Consider the following 21058-nt stretch of genomic DNA (forward strand, 5'->3'; position numbering starts at 1 on the left):
ATTTTCTGCCAGTTGATTTATATCACCCTCTATAATTTCGCCTTTTTTCTTTGACCAATAGTTTAAGACAAACTTAATAGGGGATTGATCATAAAATGTTAACTCTGCTAAGTTATCAGGAGATATTGTTGGTCTTCCTAGAATGTAGGCTGTTGGCCAGTTGATTTTTCCAAAAGCAAAAAAGAGAAGCTCTGAGCATACAATCTTATCTGTAGTCTCTACATCAAAATTGAAGTCATATTCTTTTCCAAGCTGATCTATTGCTCTCTTATAAATACTCATTGTTTCAAAGAAATCATCAGCGACCTCGGGTTGTCTCACAATGGCAATCTCATCAATTTCCATAAACTTTTTCAGAGTTGTAAGTCTAACGCCAGGGCGAACAGCTTCAATAATTACTTTTCCCGATCTTATATCATTGTGAAAAGGCTCAATTGTCTTTGTGCTCCACATTCCAATATCTTTTAGCTGCTCTTCTGTTCCAAGGTAGAGCGCTGCATGTCCAAAGTGACCTGGAATAAGAGCATCAGTTAGAGCAAAGGGAGTTTTTTCAAAAATGATATCTAGTGGTTTAAGGTTTTTAATAAGTTTACTCTCTACATAGGTATCTTTGTAGAAGTAACCATGACGCCATCTTACTTTACCTACGAGATTTCCAAAGATCCCACTTATTGCATTTGTTACTTTTCCAAAGAAAGTCATAAGAGTATCTGTAAATGTATAATTTGAGATATTCACAGTGTTGCTACTTAATATTGTATTAAGGACGACGTCTTTATCTATTTCATAATAGATAATCTCAACTAACTCATGAAAGTCTAGTCTCCTTGTTTTTGAAACGTTGTAATCTATATATGCTTTGAAGAATTCTTTTACTTTCTTTCTATTTTCTTTTTCAAAAGTATGCGCTGCCATAGCAAAGAGCTCATCAACATTTACTTGTCTTGATTCTCTCTTTGTCTCAATAAGGTTTTTAACTATCTTTCTTAGATTGATATGAGTGTAGTAGTTTAGGTAGTTGTTATAAAAACTTTTATACAGTTTTGTATAGGAAGCGAGCCATAGTAGATCTTTTCCAAACCTTACAATATTACCTGTTGTTAAAAAGTTATTTATATTTGTAGGCTTTGCATAGGTATTAAGTTCATTAAATTTAATACTTAGGCCGTGATAAACATTTATTAGACTGGAGATATGATAAACTTTTTCACCGTTTATAACTCTACCGTTAGAGAGAGTATTCTTAAGTGAGCTTGCTAAGTAAGCGGAGTAGGCATCAACCCTTTCCATTAGATTTGCTAAATCTTTATAAGCTTCTCTATTACTTCTAAAAACTTCTTCACTATCACCTGTAAGTAATACTGATTGATTAATTATAGCTGCACTATGTCTGTAAAGTGCGTCTGGCTTTTCTATGTCTTGTTCAAGTTGTGTTAGAGCGAATGCAGTGTCTACTAGAGTTGCTGAGAGTATCAGCTTTAGAAATACATGCTTAATCATATTTTTTCCCCGTTGGTTCTGCTGTTTTATATATATGCCGTCACATAGCGTCAAACGCATTGTAAAGAATAAAGACTAACAATGCCTTGAAATTAGGTGAAGGCCATTGACTTAAGTAGTCTTAGAACTTAAAAATACTCATTAACGCTATATAAAGATAAATAAAGGGTAAAGGTATGATTTCAATTAAATCTTCTAGAGAGATAGAGCTAATGAGAGCTACAAGTAAGCTTGCATCTCAAACACTTGAATTTATTGAACCTCACGTGGTTCCTGGCGTTTCTACTGAGGAACTTAACAAGCTTTGTCATGATTTTATTGTGAAAAATGGTGCTTACCCTTCTCCTCTTAATTATCACGGATTTCCTAAGTCAGTATGTACTTCTAAGAATGAAGTGATTTGTCATGGAATACCAAGTAAGAGAGATGTTCTTAAAGACGGTGATATCTTAAATATTGACGTAACTACTTACTTAAATAAATTTCATGGTGATACTAATAAGACTTTCTTTGTAGGTAATGTTGCTCCAGAGGTTAAGAAGCTCGTAGAAGTAACTTATATGTGTATGAGAGAAGGTATTAATCAAGTTCGTCCTGGTGCTCACATCGGTGATATCGGTGCTGTTATCCAAGAGATTGCTCATGGTTATGGTTATACTGTTGTAGAGGAATACTGTGGTCACGGAATTGGAAGAGAGTTTCATGAGGAGCCACAAGTTGTTCATATTGGTAAGAAGGGGACTGGTCCAGAAATTAAGCCAGGTATGACGTTTACTATTGAACCAATGATCAATCTTGGAAGTAGACACTGTAAAGTCTTAAAAGATAATTGGACAGTTATAACTAAAGATAAAAAATGGTCTGCTCAATTTGAGCACACAATTCTTTGTACTGAAGATGGTCATGATATTCTAACTTTAAGGTCTGACGAAGAGAGAGAATTCAAGCTTTAATGAGCGAGTTCAATCAAAAGCCTTTTTTGATTTCAGGCAAGGCCAGTACTTATGTTGGTGAGACTGGCTATTCGGTCTATTTAGATATTAATAATAAGTCTAGGCTTGAAGGGTTCTACTTCGAGTGCCCCAAGGAAGACGAGCTATTTAATTTATTTGAAGAGTTGGCTACTTCTCTTGAGAGGGCTCCTCTTTCAAAGATAACGTCTTTAGTTGATTCATGGAAAGAAAGACATGAGGACTTCTTTAGTAAAAAAATAATTAACATTCCCGAGTATCTTTTTGAGTTGGCGCTTAGTGACTATGAAGGGCGAAATCATAATTATGAAAGCCTTAGTTCTAAATTATCAGGAAAGTTAATTTGTCGTTGCTTTGGAGTTTCAGAGCTACAAATTAGTGATATCGTAAAAGCTAACCCAAAGGCAGATCTACTCTATGTCGCTGATCAATTGAAGGCATCTATTGGGTGTGGAAGCTGTAGGGAAGATGTCATTGAGGCCATTTCAAAAGTTAAAAATAATATTCTGATTAAAGAGGATAAGGTCTTAGACTCAAAGTTTGATAAAGATGGAAATAGAGTTCGTCCTCTGGGACTAGCTCCTAGTGAATTTGTTATAAAGGTCGATGATCTTAAGAGGAAGTGGATGAAAGAGCAGGAGCTCGATAAATACACTATTGTAATCTTGTCTGTTAGTGGACACACAGTCGTTTTTAAAATTTTACCGAATGAAAATAGTAGATATATTTTAGATACATTTCACGAATACGCAGAGAGTAAGCTAGGAATTACTCTTCGTTTTGATCTTTTTATCTAGCTCTTTTTGTTTCTTGTCGCACTCTTCATAAATAGAGTCGAGGTACTTAAGCTTTGTAAAAATATTATCAATTGATTTCTTATCTTTTAATAAATCTTTTAGGTCTAACTCTTCTCTTAAATATTGAAACTTATACGTGAGCTCATGAATCTTAGGAATATTTTCCTTTAGACAGTGAGGGTACTTTGTCTGAGTTTGAATAAGTGCTAGGAATTGAAAGAATATTTGAGGGGTCTCGGAAATAAAGGCCTCATATCCACTCGTATAGAGAGCTCTTAGATTTTCGTCCTCTACTTTTGGTGTGGTAAAGATATCTTCCTCGTAAAGAAGAATATTTCTTAGAAGACCAATCGATGGTGGAAACTCTCTGATTTCACATATCTCATGATAGTATTTTCTCTTGAGTCTAAATTCTCCTGAGGATGCAGCTTCATTGATAAAGTGTTGGTTTAAGAAGTAGTGAGGACCAGTCTTTTTGGAACTATGAAGAGAAAGCTCCTCCTGTCCTAAGCAGTACAATAGATCATTTCTTTTTGACTCTGCTAAAGTATTTAGCGAACCTATGAATAAAATAAATGTTAAAAGTACTTTCAAGCTCACTCACTTTGCCAAAAACTTGATTCTCATATATAAGTATATATCGGTATATGCCCAATTATCTTAAGATTTTAACATAAATAATACGAAGAAATCTACCGTAAGTACTGGAGAATTCATTGAAAGAAATGTCCTTAGTTGAACATTTAGAAGAATTGAGATCTACAATGGTGAAAGTTGTCGCCATTTTAGCAATTAGTTTCATTGTTTGTTACGCACAGGCAGATGTTATCTCAGAAGTACTTCTGTCTCCTTTGAGAGGGGCCCTTAAAAATGAAGGTGGTCAAATAATTTATCTAGGTCTTTTAGATAAAGTCCTCAGTCAATTTCAAGTTGCCTTTTGGTCGAGTGTTATTGTTTCATCTCCTCTTTGGTTTTGGCAGCTGTGGAAATTTATTAAGCCAGGTTTATATGAACATGAAGCAAAAGGAGTTAAACCTTTTTTTCTTGTTGGATTTATTCTCTTTTGGTTAGGTATCGCCTTTGGTTACTTTCTTGTTTTTCCTCTTACATTTGAAACTTTAATGGGGTTTGGAGTATCTAATGTAACGGCGACGATATCGCTTAAAGAATATTTAGTATTAGCTTCAAAAGTTTTAGTTTTCTTGGGAATAATATTTCAGCTGCCTAATCTTCTTCTCATTCTTGGTTTTATGGGATTAGTTACTAAGTACTCCCTTCGATCTGTTAGAAGTTATGTCTATGTTGGATTTGCTGCTCTTAGTGCGATATTAACTCCACCAGATATTATTACAATGCTAGGTCTTTGGGTTCCACTAACAGTCTTATTTGAAGTTGGTATTCTCGCTGTGGCCTTAGTCGTTCATCCATACTTAGAAAGACATCATTCGTCCTAACTTTCTTCTGCAGGAATTGTGATTAAAAATTGTGTATTCTCTGACTTCGCATTGTAGGTTAATGCTCCATTGTGATCTTTTATGATCTGATGTGACAGTGAGAGACCTATACCTGAATTTTCCTTTGATTTAGACTTTGTTGTAAAAAATAAGTTGAAGAGGTGAGGTTGAAGTTTTTTAGGAATCCCTGGGCCACTGTCAGTTACTGAGATTTCAAAGTTTTTACCTTTTAAGTTTACACAAACTTTAATCCACTTTTCATCTAGAGTCGCAATGGCATCTAAGCTATTGTTTATAAGATTTACTAAAACCTGAATAATTTGTACTTCTCTAACATAAATACTTTGTTCATAGCAGTTGGATGTAAATTGATAATCTAATTGATCTGTTGCAATTCTAGGTGAGAGAATATCATTTAGCTGATCTCTAATTGAACTTATTAATACTTTTTCTCTTTGATCTTTTTCAGCATTCTTAGAGAGAGTTTTAATACTCTTAATTATCTTATCTATTCTAAATGTATTCTTTTCAATACTCTCTAGGTCACTTTCAATCTTAGGGTTTTCTAAATAAAAGCTTTCAAGATTTTTCTTTAATGACTTAGATCTCCACTGGATTACAGTTAGAGGGTTATTGATTTCATGTGCAATCCCCGCCGAAAAACTACCTAGAGCGGCCAGCCTTGAATTTGCCACCATATCTAGTCTCTGCTTTTCAAGTACAGCTTCTAGTTTTAGACGCTCTAAAAAGAAGTAGACAAGTATAAAAAGAGCTACGATAAAAGAGAAGACAAGCGTCCAGTAGATCTTTTCAATAGTTTGATTTCTAAGGCGTATATTTTCAAAATCATCTGCTCTTTGTTTCCAAAATTCAGATTCTGCATACCCAAGAAATTGGTTCATTAAGCTGATTCTCTTTTGTAGGTCAAGACTCTTCTTATATGACTCTTTAGAGAATGGATCTTCTAATATTTCAGAGTACTTTTCCAAAAGAATATCATGACTATTAAGCTTATCGTCAAGGGAGCTTTCGGAGCCCTGTAGGTAAAGCTCTGAGTCTAGTGAGATGAGAAAACCATATGATGATTCGAGATGAAGATAACCTTCTTCTAACTTTTCTTTATCTTTCTCGTAAATTGCCTGAGATAGTGAGGTCATTGCTCTCAAGTTTGCAGAGATAACCTGAAAGTTTCCTCGAGAGAATAAACGGAAGGAGTAGACTCTTTGAAGAGAATCTCTATTTACTGAAAGTGTCCAGTGACCAATTATTGCTATAAATAGTCCAGCAAAGAGAAAGATAATACCCAAGATGATATAACTCTTAATGGAGTTTCTAAGAAGTTTAGTATATTGCATTATAAGAAATTAATTGTTTTTACAAACCAAACCCAGTTTACACCTTCTTTGGCCAAGCTTCCTTTTTCAAATTTTCCTTTACCTGGAATAACTATTCTTGCAGGACCTTTCTCTCTAACAGATAAGAATTTTCCATCACCTTTTATTGCTAAAAGCATCTTTTCACTTTTCACAAATTCTATATCAATCACTACTTTATAGTCGTTTATAGCTATTACCTCAACTTTAGTCGCAGATTTCTTTGCATAAAGTTTGTAGATTTCTGAGAGGTATATTCCTTCAAAAGATATTTTCTTATTCTTTGAATAAGGATCATGTATTGCGAGGGTAGTCTGAGGTAGTTTAGAGACTTCTTCTATTGTGAAAGTCTTTTCTTCTTTCACTTCTCCCTTAATATAAATCTTTTGTTTTGAATATTGGAGAGAGTAGACGTTAAGGGATATAACTGAAAGTAATATCGTTATTATATATTTCATACTTTTACCTTTAAAATTATTTCGGCTATTGTGTCGTAAACAATTCTTTTTGGCAAAAGTTATTATGTATACTTGGGCCTTAGCCTACAGGTTGGAGATGAGTCGGGAGTACAGTAAATAGAGGTATTGCCACTATAGTTATCATTAGCGCTCAATGGAATAAATGTTAGTAGCAAGTAAATTACACTTATTATAATTTTCATATTTTCCTCAAAAACTTATATTAATACAACCTTACATGAGCTCTCTCTAATACTCGTATTTTATGACTTTCTGGTAACTTAGGTTTCTAACCCTTATTCACCTCGCCGCATTTATATGGCATTTACTTATCCTAAGGAAACTAAAGCTATTTTCTAAACTTGTTTTCTTCAGAGTTAACAATTCTGTTGATTTATGGCTAACTGGCTAATTATTGTGTATTATATTGTATAAATTTAATGAATAAGGATGAGTACATGATTTTAGTGACAGGTGGAGCAGGCTTCATCGGCAGCGTTTTAATTAAAGAATTAAACCTATTAGGAAGAGAAGACATCATAGTTGTAGATCGACTTTCTGAGTCTGAAAAATGGTCTAATTTAGTTGGATTAAAATATCATGATTACTTTAACTGTGATGAATTTCTTCATGGAATAGTGGATGAGGTTATCGAGTCGGTAAGCTTTATCTTCCATATCGGTGCCTGTTCAGCAACGACAGAGCTTAATATGGATTACTTAATGAGAAATAATGTTGAGTATTCTAAAGTTCTTTTTGAACTCGCGACAGAAAGAAATATTCCAATTGTATATGCTTCTTCTGCTGCCACTTATGGTGATGGTGAAAATGGCTATAGTGATGACCACTCGAAGATAAAAGATTTAACTCCACTTAATAGATATGGATACTCTAAACAACTAGTTGATGAGTGGGTTTTAAAACAAGATAGACATCCTAGACAATGGTTTGGATTAAAGTTTTTTAATGTTTATGGACCAAATGAATTTCATAAAGGTGATATGCGCTCACTTGTTCATAAGGCGTACGGACAAATTCTTGAAACTGGAAAAGTAAAACTTTTTAAATCTCACCGCGATGACTTTGAAGATGGAAAACAACTTAGAGACTTCATTTACGTTAAAGACATTGCGAGAGCTATGATAGAAATGATGAATCCAAGCTCTGCTAACTTTTCTGGAATTTACAACTTGGGAACTGGAAGTGCTAGAAGCTTCTATGACTTAATGGTTTCAACTTTTAAGGCCATGGGAAAAGAAGAGAATATTGAGTTTATCGATATGCCTGAAAGATTTAGAAATCAATACCAGTATTACACTCAAGCCGATATGACGAAGTTTAAAGAATTTCTACCTCACTTTAAATTTACATCTCTTGAAGATGGCGTTGAGGACTACGTTAAAAACTACCTTATTGGTGGCGATAAGCACTACTAGGAGAAAGTATGCTATTTAAGGGTGGAGTAAAAGAGGCCGCAAAAATGCTCTCTGCACTTTCTATGGTTGAAAGAGAGCGTATTCTTATTGATATAGCCAAGAAAGACCCGAAAATGGCCGAACTTCTAAAACAAAACCTTATCGTCTTTGAAGACCTAAGATTTATAACAGTCAAAATGCTCGTAGAGCTACTTCGAGAGATTAACCTAAATGATCTTGCTCTAGGGCTCAGGCTTGCTTCTGCAGAGCTTAGAACGCATATTCTTGAAAATGTATCGACTTCTATTCGAGAGGAAATACAAAGTGTCTTAAATGGGAAACTTCGCCCGGTTTCAGACGTAGAAGAGAGTGTTGAAAAAGTAATGCAGGTCGTAAGAAAGAAAGTCGAAAAAGGTGAGCTCATACTCTCAAGTTCTTCTGAAACAATGGTTTAACTAATACTTCTTACAAGTATTTACATCGAATAATCTGAATTCTGCGTCATTAGGTATCTAATTCTTAGATAGATTGTATCCGACTAATATTATTTAAAAAGAGCATCCACTGACCTATATTTCTTACATAGATAATTTGGTCGTACAAATTTTTAAAGTGAGGTGACCTATGAAGTATTTATTATCTTTAATTCTTGTTCTCAGTTCAATTCAGCTTGCGAATGCGAACTATGACTGTAGTGCAGCCCTTTCGGATGATCACTCTGTCGATAGCAAGTCATTTGTAATAAACGAGTTTGATGTTGAATCTGATTTTGAATCTAACCCTTCTTCTTTTGCTAGAGAAGCAGTGAGAAAACTTTATGGAAATCTTGATTGTGAAGTATCAAGCAATAAAGACAATAGCATTGTTAAATGTAGCGAAATTGTAAGAGGAGTAAGTAACTCTAAAGTTTGTTACTTACAGAACGATGACGGATATTTTCTAATCTCTAAAGACATGATGGAAAATATAAACGTCCTCTATAACCGCTGGGACTAACTATTATGAAAAATATAATACTAATAATATTTTTAATTATATCAGCTTCAGTATTTGGAAAGTCTAATCCGGTTAAGTCTAATAGGGCCATAGAAGAAGTTTCTTGGGCCCTAGAGTCTGCAAGATGGGACTATGATCAAGCTATGGCAGTACACTTTGATGAACTCTTTGATTATAAAGATTTAAATTGTGAGTCAAGAAGTCATAGTGAAGCTGTTAAGTTATTTGGAAGAGCAATAAATGGGTTTAGAGGATACTTTCCTGATGAAGAGTTACCATATAGAGATGCTTTAGATGGTTTACAAGATATCATTTCTGGTAAAAATCTAGAGTACTGTGTTGGTGATTTTGAAGATGGAAAAGTATGGCAAATCTACCAAGGAAGTGACTTCCTATTCTCTGTTGAACAGTAGTGTTTTACTTAGAAGTTATAATGGAAGTCATTTCATTTATATGAGCAGGCATTTGTTTGTAGTTTAACGTAGTCATATAGATATCTGAGTTAGGAAGAGTTTTCAGATTATAAGTTCTTAAGTTCTCACTCTTCTTCAATACATGATCCGGAACAACAGCAATTCCTAAATTACTTTTTACTAAGCTTAAAATCGTGTCTATTGAATCTACCGTAATAATTGATTCACTAGGCTTCTTACTAATCTTATAAAGATTGTCTCCATCACTAAATACAACCCATCTATACAAATGCAAGTTGTCTAAATCAATCTCATCTCTAGATATAAGAACTAACTTTTCATGAAATAATTTTAAAGAAGAAACAAGTTCAGATTGTAAGTTATCCGTTGAGAATGTGATGTCGTAGCGTCCATCCTCAATACCGGCCTTAAGCTGTGGTTGATCCTCAATATGAATCAGTAACTCTCTTGAATATTTTTTACAATACTTAGTTAAATATGGAGTGAACCAATTTTTTAAGAGACCGTTAAGGATACCAATCTTTAGCGCCCTCTTATCTTCTTTTTGAAAGATATCAGAGGTCATCTCATCAAATTGCTTGGCCACTAAAAAAAGCTCTTTACCCTTATTAGTCAAAAGGACTTTCTTAGAAGATCTCATTATAAGCTCTTCATCAAGTGACTCTTCAAGTAACTTGATTTGTCTACTTACTGCAGATTGAGCAATTTTTAATTGTTCTGCTGCTTTTGAAAAGCTCGCATACTCTGCAGTATAAAGAAAGGCCTTAAGATATCTATAATCCATAATTACTATTCTTGAACTAGAGGAGGTGTTTTTTCTGGAGCTTTTCTCCAGAACTTTCCAGCATATTTCTTTTGTAGGTGGTTAGTTATAACAAAACCTTCTACATCATTTACTAGGTCTTGAATAAAGTCTACAGAGCTTTCTTGTAGGTAGAAAGCTGCAAAAGGATCAAGGAGAATGATGACATCATTATCTACGTTTTCAATTTTTACTTGAAAGTCTTCGTCTTTGATATCTGTGAATCCTGCAGAGTAGGTAAAGCCATCACATCCTTTTCCTGAGATGAGGATACGAAAATACTTACCTGCTAGTGTAAAGTCATTTTCCAGAATTAGATTAAGCTGATTAAACGCTCTTTCTGTAAAATAGACCACAGGTTTGGCAACAAGATTTGGGTTAATTTTGTTTTCCTTAAAGGCCATAGTGATTTCTCTTTTGTGTGTGTGTTGTGTGTGTTGTGTCAAACTTGAATAAAATAAGTTTGTCATGTAAGTTTTCAAAATTGAAATTCATTTTTTCTATGCTTCTAGCTTAAAGAAGACCTTAATTTCAAGAATTTTTTAAAAAAAGGATCAAATAAATGAAACTCAAGTATAAGTTAAAGATAGAAAGCCCTAAAACTCACTACTTAACTGTGACTATACACGGCAAAAGAAATCCATCAGATTCTAAATTATCTTTCTTTATTCCTTCATGGTCTCCTGGGTCATATTTAATGCGCGAGTATGGAAAGCATATCCAGAACTTTAAAGCACTTAATACTGGTGGTGAGTTTTTCTATTATGAACAAATAGATAAGGGAGTTTATGAAGTAGACTTCACTAAGGGTGATATTAAAGGCGATAAAGAAAGCTTCGAAATTAGTTACGATGTTTTTTGCCATGAGCTTACAGTTAGAACATCACATATAGATGAAAGCCATGCGTTCTTACATGGACCTACAATATTTATGGGAGTCCTAGAAAAAGAGATATTAGACCCTGAAGTTGAGATTGAATTTTCACCAACATGGTCTAAGTTAACAACTGGACTTAAAGATATTTCTGATAAGAGAGAAGTCTTTCTTTACACTGCTAAAGACTATGATGATCTAATAGATTCACCTATTGAAATTGGTTGCCAGGATACTGATGGATTTAGAGTTGATGGCATTGACCATGAACTTTGCTGGTTTGGTTCTCCTATGAAGAATGATTTTGACTTTAAAGCCGATATCAAAAAAATAGTAGAGCATATCTCTAAAACAATGGGGGAGATCCCTTATGAAAAATATACTTTTATAACTCACTTTGCCCCAAACCTTTTTGGAGGTCTTGAACATAAAAACTCTACAGCACTCCAATACTGTTCAAGATCTATTATAGATAGAAAGGGATACACTGACTGGCTAGAGCTAGTTGCTCATGAGTACTTCCATACATGGAACGTAAAAAGAATTAGACCTAAAGAGCTTGGACCTTTTGACTATTTAACTGAAGCAAAAACAAGAATGCATTGGTTAACAGAAGGACTTACAAGCTTTATGGATCAACTCTTTGTTTATAGATGTGGTCTTACAAGTCTAGAGGAATACCTAGAAAAAATGACGACTAATCTGAATAGATACTTTTCAATTCCTGGAAGAAAGTTTCATTCTCTTGAAGATAGTTCATTTAATTCGTGGATTAAATTATATAGACCTGATGAAAACTCTAACAACTCTTCCATTTCGTACTATTTAAAAGGTGGACTAGTATTCTTTGTATTAAATGTGCTTTTAGTCAAAGAAGGAAAGGGAATTAATGATCTACTAGATCTTCTTTGGAAGAGGTATAAGTCCAACCCTGATGTAGGAATGGAAGATCATGAAGTCTATTCTATGATTGAATCTCTAACGAATAAGTCTGTAAGTGATAAATTTTCAAGTATGATCACTTCAACTGAAGAAATTGACTTTGAAGCTTTTCTTAAAGAGATGTCTATAGAAGTTGAATACACTGAATCTAAAGCAAGCTCTTTAGGTTTAACAACTTCTAATAGCGGAGATAGAGTTATTATTAAGTCTGTTGAGTTAGATGGTCCTGCTCATAAGTATGGGCTAAATGCTGGCGATGAGATTATTGCAATCGATGGGATGAGAATCTTGAGCAGCGATTTTCAAAAATACGATAAATTTCTAACTGTTAATAAGACATATGACTTCTGTGTTTCAAGACTAGGTTATATAACTCATGTAAAAGTGTTAATGGACCATGGACCAAGAACAATTAAGTCACTTAAGTCAACAGATGAGAATCTCACAAAGAAATTTCTCTTATAACATAAAGGCCCTAGTGCTTGGGCCTTACTTTTTAGTTGCGATAAGAGACTAAATTTGTCATATATAGGGTTCGCAATAAATTAGGGGTAGAAATTATGATGCCAGATGATATTCAGGAAGTGATTGCTAAAGTACTATTCTTTCTCTTTGCAACAATCCTAATTTGTATGACTCAGACTTATGTTGCGCTGCTGCAGGCTTAGAGAAATACGAATACTTCAATTAACATTTTCCTCACCCTAGACAAATTCTCTATATCGTATGAAAATTTAGATGTACTTTTAATTTTCGATCCTTAGCGGGACGACAGGGAGATTTAAATGCCATCTAAGCATTCAAGAATTGAGGCAAAAAAGCTTGCAGTAAACCGAAGTGAACGCAAATTCGAGAGACCATTAGATATCAATGGAAATTTACAAAGGGCCAGTGAATACTATGGAGAAAATGTATTTCACTATTTAACAGCACCTGGAATACCTGAAACAATTAAAGACGAACTTCTCTCCGTTTCTACATCTGGAATTAAATTAAAAAAAGAACATGCTGATATTGTAGCTAAAGCAGTTACTGAATGGGCAACATCTAAAGGGGCAACACATTTTTGTCACTGGTTTCAACCGCTAACTGGTTCAACAGCTGAAAAGCACGATGCATTTTTAGACCTAGATGGTGAATTACCAATTGAAAAACTATCTGCTGGCCAATTAATGCAAGGTGAGCCAGATGCTTCTTCATTTCCTAATGGGGGCTCTAGAACGACTTTCGAGGCGAGAGGTTACACTTCTTGGGATTTATCATCACCAATGTTTTTAATGGACTCTGTAAACGGTAAGACTCTTTGTATTCCTACTGCATTTGTTTCATACCATGGTGATGCTCTAGATATGAAAACGCCACTTCTAAGGTCTGTGACAAAGCTGAATGAAGTTGCAACTAAATTCATGAATATGATTGGTTACAATGATACTAAAAAAGTAACTGTCACATGTGGGGCAGAGCAAGAGTACTTCTTAATTGATAAGGCCTTTTACTTTGCTAGACCAGACCTCGTTATGACTGGAAGAACTTTAATGGGTTCTCTATCTCATAAGAATCAACAATTAGATGATCACTATTTTGGTAGAATTCCTGAGAGAGTTTTATCATGTATGGAAGAAATAGATTACAAGCTTCATAAGCTTGGAATACCTGCTAAGACAAGACATAACGAAGTTGCTCCGGGACAGTTTGAAATTGCTCAAATCTTTAGAGAAGCAAACGTTTCTGCAGATAATAACCAATTAGTTATGGCGGTAATTAAAGAAGTTGCTGAGAACCATAACTTTATTGCTCTTCTTCATGAAAAGCCATTTGCAGGAATTAATGGTTCAGGAAAGCATATCAATTGGTCTATGGCGACTGATGATGGAATTAATTTATTAGAGCCAGGTGTAAATCCTGAAAAGAATTTAAAGTTCCTAGCTGTGACTTCAATTGTTATTGAAGCTGTTCATAGAAGAGCGAAGCTTCTTCGTATGGCGATAGCGTCACAAGGAAATGATCACCGTCTTGGTGCTAATGAAGCTCCTCCTTCGATCATCTCAGTTTTTACTGGGTCAAATCTGGAAAAAATATTTGAAGCTATTAAAAATGGTGAATCTGTATCAGAAGAAGGGGAAGTTGTTCTTGATCTTGGTGCAACTCAGCTTGCTAATTTGATGATGGATAATACTGATAGAAATAGAACGTCTCCATTTGCATTTACTGGTAATAAGTTTGAGTTCAGAGCTGTTGGTTCTGCCCAGTCGATTAGTTTCCCATTGAGTATTCTAAATGCAGCTGTGACCGAAGTGTTTGAAGAGTCTATTACTTTTTTAGAGAATGAAATAAGGGCGACTTCTGTTGATACTGCTCTAGTTAAGCTCACTCAGAAATGGTTACAAAGTTCTTGGAATGTTATTTTCAATGGCGATGGGTACTCTGACGAATGGGTAGAAGAGGCTAAGAAAAGAGGATTACCTAACCTTAAAACTACTGCTGACGCTCTTCCTTCAATTCTTGATGAAGAACAAACAAAGTATATGGTTGAAAAAGGGATCTTTAGAAGAAATGAATTAGAGATGAGATACAATGTTCTTGTTGAAAATTACAACACTCTTCGTGAGATAGAGTTTCAAACTCAAATGGATCTTGTAAAAAAGAGTGTCCTTCCTGCAACCCTTGAGTATAAGAAACGTTTAGGTAAAGTTATTAAAATACAAAAAGAAATTGGATTAGAATCTTCTGTTGAGGTTGAACTTTATAAGAAACTTAACTTCACTGTTGAAAGTCTTTATGCAAATCTTTTAAATCTTACAAATGCTTGTGAGAGCTTAAATGGTGATCCAGCAAAGAATTCTTTAGAGATAGCAAATAATGTATTTCCTCTCTCTGAAAAGTTAGGAGAGTCTTGTAATACAGTAGAGGACCTTATTCCAAATGAGCTTTGGCCACTTCCTACTTATTACGAAATGTTATTTTTAAGATAATGTAGAAAAAATTCCAATATTTCTAGGTGAAAGGGACTCGTCAAAGAGTTCCTTCATCTGGACTTTTAAGCCCGCTTCTTCTAGAACTAAGCACCGATCAGTTAAAATGTAGTGTTCAAGAGCTCTTCCAAATTGCCAGCGCAATATATTTCCAAGATACATGTACTTCACTTTTTTTTGAGTTTCAGGACTCTCATAGAAATCTTGTAGTTTTTTTATGTCGTAGTCATGCTCAAGTTTTAAAGATGATAGCTTTCTAAAGGCATACTCTGAGAATTCTCCCCAGTACTCTCTGGCATGAGAGTCTCCAACAGAGATAAAGTTTGGGCCTCCGAAAATATCATCCAGAATCAGCTGCAATGTGAAGCGGTAAGACTTCACTCTTTCTTTTAGTAGGTACTGTTTGAAGTCCATACTTGCATAACCTCTAGACGCTAGAGTTAATGCCCAGTTTGAAAGGTAAAGGTTTTTATTTTCTTTAGAATAATTCGATAGGTTGGTATCACTTTCAGGATCCATTTTTAAATAACAACACCCAAAGTTTAAAAGTGATTTTGTTTTCATTTTTATATGTGTTTCAATAACCGCATTTGAAAGTCTTCCACATGTATGTAGGCCTAGAGTCAAAGAGTCTTCTGTAAAAACACTCTTCATTTTCTTTGCATTACTCTCTCCAAGAAAGTTCATATTAATAAATTCTAGCTCATTTGCACCTTCAGGAAGAGGGAATGATTTCGCTCTCTTCTCTCCAGTGACTTGAAAATCTTTATTAATATCAATTGTCTTGGTCTTTATTCCATAATAATGGGCCAGCACTCGAGCAAGATGTCCAACACCTCCTCCGATATCTGTTGTGTGTCCATGATGGGATGAATCTTGAATATCATTGATCAGCGCCGTTATACGCGTAATCTCATGCCTCTTTTTTTCTTTAACTTTTCTAAAGGCCCAGTCTGGGAATTGCCTTTCTGAACTATAAGTGAAGAAATCAAGCTTAGTAAGCTCTGATAAAGAACTCATCATTTGAGCTAAGGAGTCACTTTGTAATTTCTCTGTACTTGCAAAACAATCGAACTTCCACAAGTCTTCTTTAGAAAGCTGGGCCAAATCTTCAAGCCATGAACTGTTATAGGCATCCATAGTTTGTGGATAGTTTTCTAGGATTTCTCTATTCCACAGAGGTTCATGGGGAGTTAGAAATTCGGTTAATCTATTAAAGTGATCTTTATAGTTCAAAGTAGTTCCAAAAGTATTTTTTTCCTTGTTATAATGCCTTTAGACTCAAATTTGAAGTCCAAAAAAGGGAGTAAGCTTGTCTTTACAGGGGAAGAATATCGCAGTTATTGGTGTAGGTGTATCTGGCCTGGCTAGTTTGAAGCTGGCAAAGGCGCTAGGGGCGACAATTACAGCAGTAAATAGTGGAAATACCGAGGAATGGGCACCAAAACTTATTGAATTAGGTGAATGTGGTGTTATTGAGCAATCCGACCCTAAGCTGAGTGATTCACTGGCCAAGTCTGATCTCATTGTTCTTTCTCCAGGAATAGCTCGAGAGAGTAAATTTCTTGAAAAATCTCTTATTAAGAATATTCCTGTAATTTCAGAGATTGAACTGGCGTATAGAGCAATAAATCTCGACTCCACTAAGATAATTTCTGTTACTGGAACTAATGGTAAAACAACAACGGTGACTATATTAGATATTCTCTCCCGTGGAGCAGGGAAAGAAGTTTTCCTTGGTGGAAATATTGGTACTCCCTTGGCCACATACGCTTTAGAGGTCTTAGAAAAAAGAAGAAGTATTGCAGATATTATCATTCTAGAGCTTTCAAGTTTTCAGTTAGAAAGTATGGTGAGTTTTAAGTCTGATGTTGCAGCGATACTAAATATTTCTGAAAATCATGGAGAAAGATACGATAAAGTCCTAGACTACGCTTTAGCAAAGTTTCATATAACTGATAGAATGAGTGAGAAAAAGAAAGTCTATATTGGGGAGCTTGGTGAGTTTGCTAAGGACTTTAACCCAAATTGTGAAGTCATAAAGGTTGAAACTCCTCTGTCTCTAGACCCTATATTTGAATCAAAGTTTCACCTTATTGGTGAACATAATTTGAGTAATCTCTCTTTTGCTACATTGCTACTTGAGAGTGTTGGCGTCGATTGGAAGTTGGGAGTAGGTGCTCTTAGTGATTTTCACGGAGTAAAGTTTAGACTACAAAAACGTCCGGCCAAGATAAACCTCAAAGTATTTAATGATGCTAAGAGTACTAACTGGGAAGCAACACTGACGGCCCTAAAGGCGAGTGTCTTTTCTTATCCAAATCTTAAGATCAATCTTATCCTTGGAGGACAGCTTCGAGGGCATGGGGATGAGTTAGGCTCAAAACTAGATCGATATAAAGAAAATATTTCTAAAATATACTTTTATGGAGAGTCTGGTGAGTTACTGTTTAACGAATCAGCAACAAAGTTTAACAGTGAATATTTTAAGAATATGAATGAAGTGATAGGATCAATTGCTAATATTAGTGAGGCAGAAGTGGTTTTATTCTCTCCTGCTTTTCCTTCTTTTGATCTTTATAAGAATTATATTAAAAGAGGTGAGCATTTTGATGAGCTTGTTAACGAATATCTTTTACAGTAATTGTTACCGAAGAATTAGCAGGCTTTCTAGAGTCATTAGTCCTGAATGTGTCAGCGACAGCGATCTTTAGAAAAAATACACTTAATATAAGAAAGACAATTTTATTTAAGTTTAAACGCATGATATAAGCCGGCTAAATTATTAATAAATCCATTTTTTTATACTTTTCGGCTAAAGAAAAAAAAATTAAAGAAAAAAGTGAGGAATACCTTGAGAAATACGTTTTTTTTAGAAAAAGAAGTCATAGAGCAACATTTAAAAGAAATGGCGAGCTATTTACAGAAGAACTCAATAGATGCTGCCTATATTTCAAGCTTTGATATCTTTATGAATGAATATGTCCCTATGCAGGAGAGTTTAAGGTACTATTTCTCAGGATTTTCAGGCTCTGTTGCTGAGGTCTTACTTCTTTCAAATGGTACATGTCATCTCTTCGTAGATGGACGTTATCATGAACAAGCAGATATTGAAGTAGAGGCAGAAGGAGTCATTGTTGAGAAGTGTCCATTTGGACAATCTCTCATTGAAGCTACTGTCGATAAGATTTCTTCCCTTGGATTAAATAGTCTTTGGGTTGATGGGGATAGAACTCCTCTTGGTCACTTCTCAAAGTTTTCTAAAATTGTAGAAAATATTGAAGTTGGAAATACAAAAGTTATTCAGAACTTTATTTCTTTCCAGGCCTTCACTAAAGATGCAACACTTTCAAAAGTTAAGAAGCTTACTTCTGCAAATGAAAAAATTAGAAAGATTCTAAAAGAGGGCGAAGGGATGTGGCTAAACTCTCTAGACTCTATTTCTTGGCTAACAAATCTTAGAGGGTATGGACTTCCTTTCCAAAGTAGTTTTATGGCGAGATGTTTTGCAACTAGAGATGGGATAGAGCTCGCCATTCCTAATAACTACTTAATTGACTTTGAAGATGACTTTATTAAAGTGCATAGATGTAGTATTGATGAATTCTCAAAAGATATGCCAACTAACCCAAGTGTTGAAAAAATTTATTATGATCCTGCTCTTATCAACCTTACTGACTATAACTGTTTAGGTGAGAGGTTTGGAAACCGTAATCTAGTTGAACTTAAGGGAGGCATAATCCCAGTTCATGCAATTAAAACTAAAAAAGAAATGGAGTATATAGATGCTGCATTCTTATCTGGTGATAAAGCAATTTTAAACTCTCTAAACTGGCTAAAGAATAGCTTTCACGCTGGAGAGCAAGTTTCAGAACTAGATTTTTACCATAAAGCGTCTGAGTTTTACTCCTTAGAAGGAGCAAAAGGTCATAGTTTTGGAACTATTGCAGGTTTTGGAGCTAACTCTTCAATCATTCACTACTCAAGCCCATCAGCTAAGAAGTTTGCAACAGATGGAGAAATTGTACTGATGGACTCTGGTGCTTACTTTGAAGGTGGCTTCGCTACAGATACGACTCGAACTATATTTCTTGGAAAGGGCGAAGCATCAGAAAAACAAAAGTTAATCTACACTCTTGTTCTAAAAGGGCTTTTAAATGCACAAAACGCAGTTTTTCCTGAAGGAACATGGGGCTCTCACATAGACGCTCTTGCAAGAACTCCAATTCTTAGAGGTGGCTTTAACTATGCTCACGGAACAGGCCACGGTGTAGGTGTAAATGTTCATGAAGGCGGACTTAGGTTCTCTCCAACAAGTTCAATCCCTCTAAAAGAAGGGAACCTTGGTTCAATTGAACCTGGAATATACCTTCCAGGATTTGGTGGCGTTAGACTTGAAAATATTGCAACAGTGGTTAAGCACCCAACACTTGAGGGAATGCTTACTTTTGAACCAGTTGTATGGATTGGGTTTGATCATGCTCTTATTGACGAAAACTTAATGAACAAAGAAGAGATTCAGTGGTTAAATGAATACGAAGCTGAGTGTGAAAAAAGAGGAACACTCTTCTCTTAAGAGAGGAGTGCTTTCTTTCTAGATTTTAAAGTAAATGTGATGAGACCAATTAATAGAATTAGACTGGCAATTGGTTTCCCACCTTTATAATCATCTTGGATGTAAGCAACGCTTCCACAAGACGTAGGTTGTTCCCTAGGGTAAAGGTAGGTAATACCATCCATATCGTCTTCACCTAGTGACACTCTATTTGCGATATTTGCATAATACATTAATGAGTCTGTAACAGGTGAGTGACCTAGACCTACTGCATGTCCAATCTCATGAGCAAGAACTGAGATAAATGATTCTCTCGATAAAGTTGCAAGCCCCGAACCTGACCGGTTATTTAAAAGAATTACAGAGCCAACAATGTCGGATCCACTTGTATTAACATTGGCAGTAACTGCTAAAACGCCATTTGAAGAAAAGTTTGTTGTGTTTGAATTACAGCTTATTAGAATTTGTGACTGACCTGAAAGTGCTGGATTTGCTACACATCCATTCGTATTTGAAGTACAAAGGGCACCTGACTCAAAATCTCCAGCAACACTTACGTGTTCGCCTCTTCTAATCTTCAGCTTACTCGTTGGAACCTTATTCCAGAACTTATTAACACCTTCTGATGCCATCGAGAGTATTTCATCATTTGTGTATGGAAGATTAGTACAATCATGAGTTGCTAAATTTACTTTAACTTCTTCTCCTGGAAATGCTGCTGCAAAATTAGTATTTAATGTGAAGGCCATAGAATTAAGGCCTACTAGTAGGAAGCTAAAAATTATTAATACTCTTACCATTTTATTTCTCCAAAGTGATAGTAACCACTCAAAGCATAGTTAAAAGATCTAGACTCACTATCAGTTAAGTTAACTACCCAGCCTTCAACCTTCGCGGAAATATCTGGGTAGAACTCCCAATCTAAACCTACATTCATTGTGAGATTACTTGAAATCGAATTCCCATTAGGAAGAGGGAAGTCTGTTGTTCCTACTCCGTTACTTAGACTTTCTGATCCACCACTGGCCGAGATTCGATTGTAGAGTAGCCCTGGACCAAAGCTCAATTGTAGAGTTTCATATCTATAGGCCACAGGAAATTGGAACCAATAGGTTAGCTTACTAATATTTTCATCTCTTCCTGATCTTGGAAATGAAATCGCAAGTTGAGGTAGAAAAGAAAAAGAGTCATAGAGTTGAAATTCTATCCCTCCCGCAATGTAGGGAAGAAAGTCAAAGCTATTGGTCGAGCCTGCTTCATCTGTTTGAACTTTTCCTACGAACTGAGTAAGGGAGCCACCACCAATGAATACATCATTAACGCTGAATAAATCTGAGTTATTTGATTGACCAAAGCTCATGGTGCTGAGTGTAAAAAGTGTAACTAAAGATATTTTTTTCATAGGAATATACTTAGGGATAGTCGACAGAATGACAACTAAATAAAGAGTTGAACAAAAATAAAATCATTGTTCAAAGTATGATTAAGGCATATTATTAGGGTAAATATTTACTA

Annotated in this window: 20 protein-coding genes; 11 read left to right on the forward strand and 9 right to left on the reverse strand. The window is 35.1% G+C overall.

The genetic code is table 11. The features are described 5' to 3' along the window. The coding region (locus ABX784_RS06770; protein ID WP_372654102.1) for a YiiX/YebB-like N1pC/P60 family cysteine hydrolase at positions 1–1500 on the reverse strand (1500 nt) is incomplete at its 3' end. A gap of 176 nt (positions 1501–1676) precedes the next feature. On the opposite strand from ABX784_RS06770, the gene map reads away from it, so the two are divergent. Together map and ABX784_RS06780 are read left to right on the forward strand one after the other, a co-directional pair. Continuing rightward, the gene (gene map / locus ABX784_RS06775; RefSeq protein WP_372654104.1) at positions 1677–2453 is read left to right on the forward strand and encodes a type I methionyl aminopeptidase; all 777 of its coding nucleotides are present in this window, start codon (positions 1677–1679) and stop codon (positions 2451–2453) included. Next, complete coding sequence (locus ABX784_RS06780; protein ID WP_372654106.1) at positions 2453–3268, forward strand: (2Fe-2S)-binding protein; 816 nt, start codon at positions 2453–2455, stop codon at positions 3266–3268. Before map ends, ABX784_RS06780 begins: the two co-directional genes overlap by 1 nt. Here the strand turns inward: ABX784_RS06780 and ABX784_RS06785 are convergent. Further along, positions 3233–3862 (reverse strand): hypothetical protein, encoded by a 630-nt coding sequence (locus ABX784_RS06785; RefSeq protein ID WP_372654108.1) that lies wholly within the window; start codon positions 3860–3862, stop codon positions 3233–3235. The two genes, ABX784_RS06780 and ABX784_RS06785, sit on opposite strands and share 36 nt — an antisense overlap. A gap of 131 nt (positions 3863–3993) precedes the next feature. Between ABX784_RS06785 and tatC the strand changes: the two genes are divergently transcribed. Further along, positions 3994–4722 (forward strand): twin-arginine translocase subunit TatC, encoded by a 729-nt coding sequence (tatC, locus tag ABX784_RS06790; RefSeq protein ID WP_372654145.1) that lies wholly within the window; start codon positions 3994–3996, stop codon positions 4720–4722. Here tatC and ABX784_RS06795 read toward each other — a convergent pair. After that, positions 4719–6029: a sensor histidine kinase gene (locus tag ABX784_RS06795; protein ID WP_372654110.1), complete on the reverse strand. Its 1311-nt coding sequence runs from the start codon at positions 6027–6029 to the stop codon at positions 4719–4721. The two genes, tatC and ABX784_RS06795, sit on opposite strands and share 4 nt — an antisense overlap. A 47-nt stretch (positions 6030–6076) precedes the next feature. Beyond that, a complete protein-coding gene (locus ABX784_RS06800; RefSeq protein WP_372654112.1) occupies positions 6077–6553 on the reverse strand; it encodes a molybdopterin-dependent oxidoreductase in 477 nt (158 codons plus the stop codon). Positions 6554–7011: 458 nt separating this feature from the next. On the opposite strand from ABX784_RS06800, the gene rfaD reads away from it, so the two are divergent. From rfaD to ABX784_RS06820, 4 genes are all read left to right on the forward strand, one after another. Then, on the forward strand, positions 7012–7989 hold the full coding sequence (rfaD, locus tag ABX784_RS06805; protein ID WP_372654115.1) for an ADP-glyceromanno-heptose 6-epimerase: 978 nt from the start codon (positions 7012–7014) through the stop codon (positions 7987–7989). Positions 7990–7997: 8 nt separating this feature from the next. Further along, on the forward strand, positions 7998–8423 hold the full coding sequence (locus tag ABX784_RS06810) for a FliG C-terminal domain-containing protein (RefSeq protein ID WP_372654116.1): 426 nt from the start codon (positions 7998–8000) through the stop codon (positions 8421–8423). Positions 8424–8592: 169 nt separating this feature from the next. Further along, the gene (locus tag ABX784_RS06815) at positions 8593–8964 is read left to right on the forward strand and encodes a hypothetical protein (protein WP_372654118.1); all 372 of its coding nucleotides are present in this window, start codon (positions 8593–8595) and stop codon (positions 8962–8964) included. Between the two features lie 5 nt (positions 8965–8969). Next, the gene (locus tag ABX784_RS06820) at positions 8970–9377 is read left to right on the forward strand and encodes a hypothetical protein (RefSeq protein ID WP_372654120.1); all 408 of its coding nucleotides are present in this window, start codon (positions 8970–8972) and stop codon (positions 9375–9377) included. A gap of 4 nt (positions 9378–9381) precedes the next feature. On the opposite strand, the gene ABX784_RS06825 is transcribed toward ABX784_RS06820, so the two are convergent. Beyond that, positions 9382–10182, reverse strand: coding sequence for a LysR family transcriptional regulator (locus ABX784_RS06825; protein WP_372654121.1), 801 nt, complete (start codon positions 10180–10182; stop codon positions 9382–9384). A gap of 5 nt (positions 10183–10187) precedes the next feature. Then, a complete protein-coding gene (locus ABX784_RS06830; RefSeq protein WP_372654124.1) occupies positions 10188–10604 on the reverse strand; it encodes a HesB/IscA family protein in 417 nt (138 codons plus the stop codon). 158 nt (positions 10605–10762) lie between these two features. Between ABX784_RS06830 and ABX784_RS06835 the strand changes: the two genes are divergently transcribed. Together ABX784_RS06835 and ABX784_RS06840 are read left to right on the forward strand one after the other, a co-directional pair. Then, positions 10763–12481 (forward strand): M61 family metallopeptidase, encoded by a 1719-nt coding sequence (locus ABX784_RS06835; protein WP_372654125.1) that lies wholly within the window; start codon positions 10763–10765, stop codon positions 12479–12481. A gap of 320 nt (positions 12482–12801) precedes the next feature. Further along, positions 12802–14988 (forward strand): glutamine synthetase III, encoded by a 2187-nt coding sequence (locus ABX784_RS06840; protein ID WP_372654127.1) that lies wholly within the window; start codon positions 12802–12804, stop codon positions 14986–14988. Here the strand turns inward: ABX784_RS06840 and ABX784_RS06845 are convergent. After that, on the reverse strand, positions 14980–16224 hold the full coding sequence (locus ABX784_RS06845; protein WP_372654128.1) for a methyltransferase: 1245 nt from the start codon (positions 16222–16224) through the stop codon (positions 14980–14982). The two genes, ABX784_RS06840 and ABX784_RS06845, sit on opposite strands and share 9 nt — an antisense overlap. 76 nt (positions 16225–16300) lie before the next feature. Between ABX784_RS06845 and murD the strand changes: the two genes are divergently transcribed. Together murD and ABX784_RS06855 are read left to right on the forward strand one after the other, a co-directional pair. After that, positions 16301–17632, forward strand: coding sequence for a UDP-N-acetylmuramoyl-L-alanine--D-glutamate ligase (gene murD, locus ABX784_RS06850; protein ID WP_372654129.1), 1332 nt, complete (start codon positions 16301–16303; stop codon positions 17630–17632). Between the two features lie 210 nt (positions 17633–17842). Beyond that, a complete protein-coding gene (locus ABX784_RS06855) occupies positions 17843–19564 on the forward strand; it encodes a M24 family metallopeptidase (protein ID WP_372654131.1) in 1722 nt (573 codons plus the stop codon). Here ABX784_RS06855 and ABX784_RS06860 read toward each other — a convergent pair. Together ABX784_RS06860 and ABX784_RS06865 are read right to left on the reverse strand one after the other, a co-directional pair. After that, positions 19561–20343 carry a matrixin family metalloprotease gene (locus ABX784_RS06860; RefSeq protein ID WP_372654133.1) on the reverse strand — a complete coding sequence of 261 codons (783 nt, stop codon included), beginning with the start codon at positions 20341–20343 and terminating at the stop codon, positions 19561–19563. The two genes, ABX784_RS06855 and ABX784_RS06860, sit on opposite strands and share 4 nt — an antisense overlap. After that, positions 20337–20945, reverse strand: coding sequence for a hypothetical protein (locus ABX784_RS06865; protein WP_372654134.1), 609 nt, complete (start codon positions 20943–20945; stop codon positions 20337–20339). The genes ABX784_RS06860 and ABX784_RS06865 overlap by 7 nt, the downstream gene beginning before the upstream one ends. Between the last annotated feature and the right edge of the window lie 113 nt (positions 20946–21058).

Origin of the sequence: Halobacteriovorax sp., from assembly GCF_041587335.1 — a bacterium.
Taxonomy (GTDB): domain Bacteria; phylum Bdellovibrionota; class Bacteriovoracia; order Bacteriovoracales; family Bacteriovoracaceae; genus Halobacteriovorax.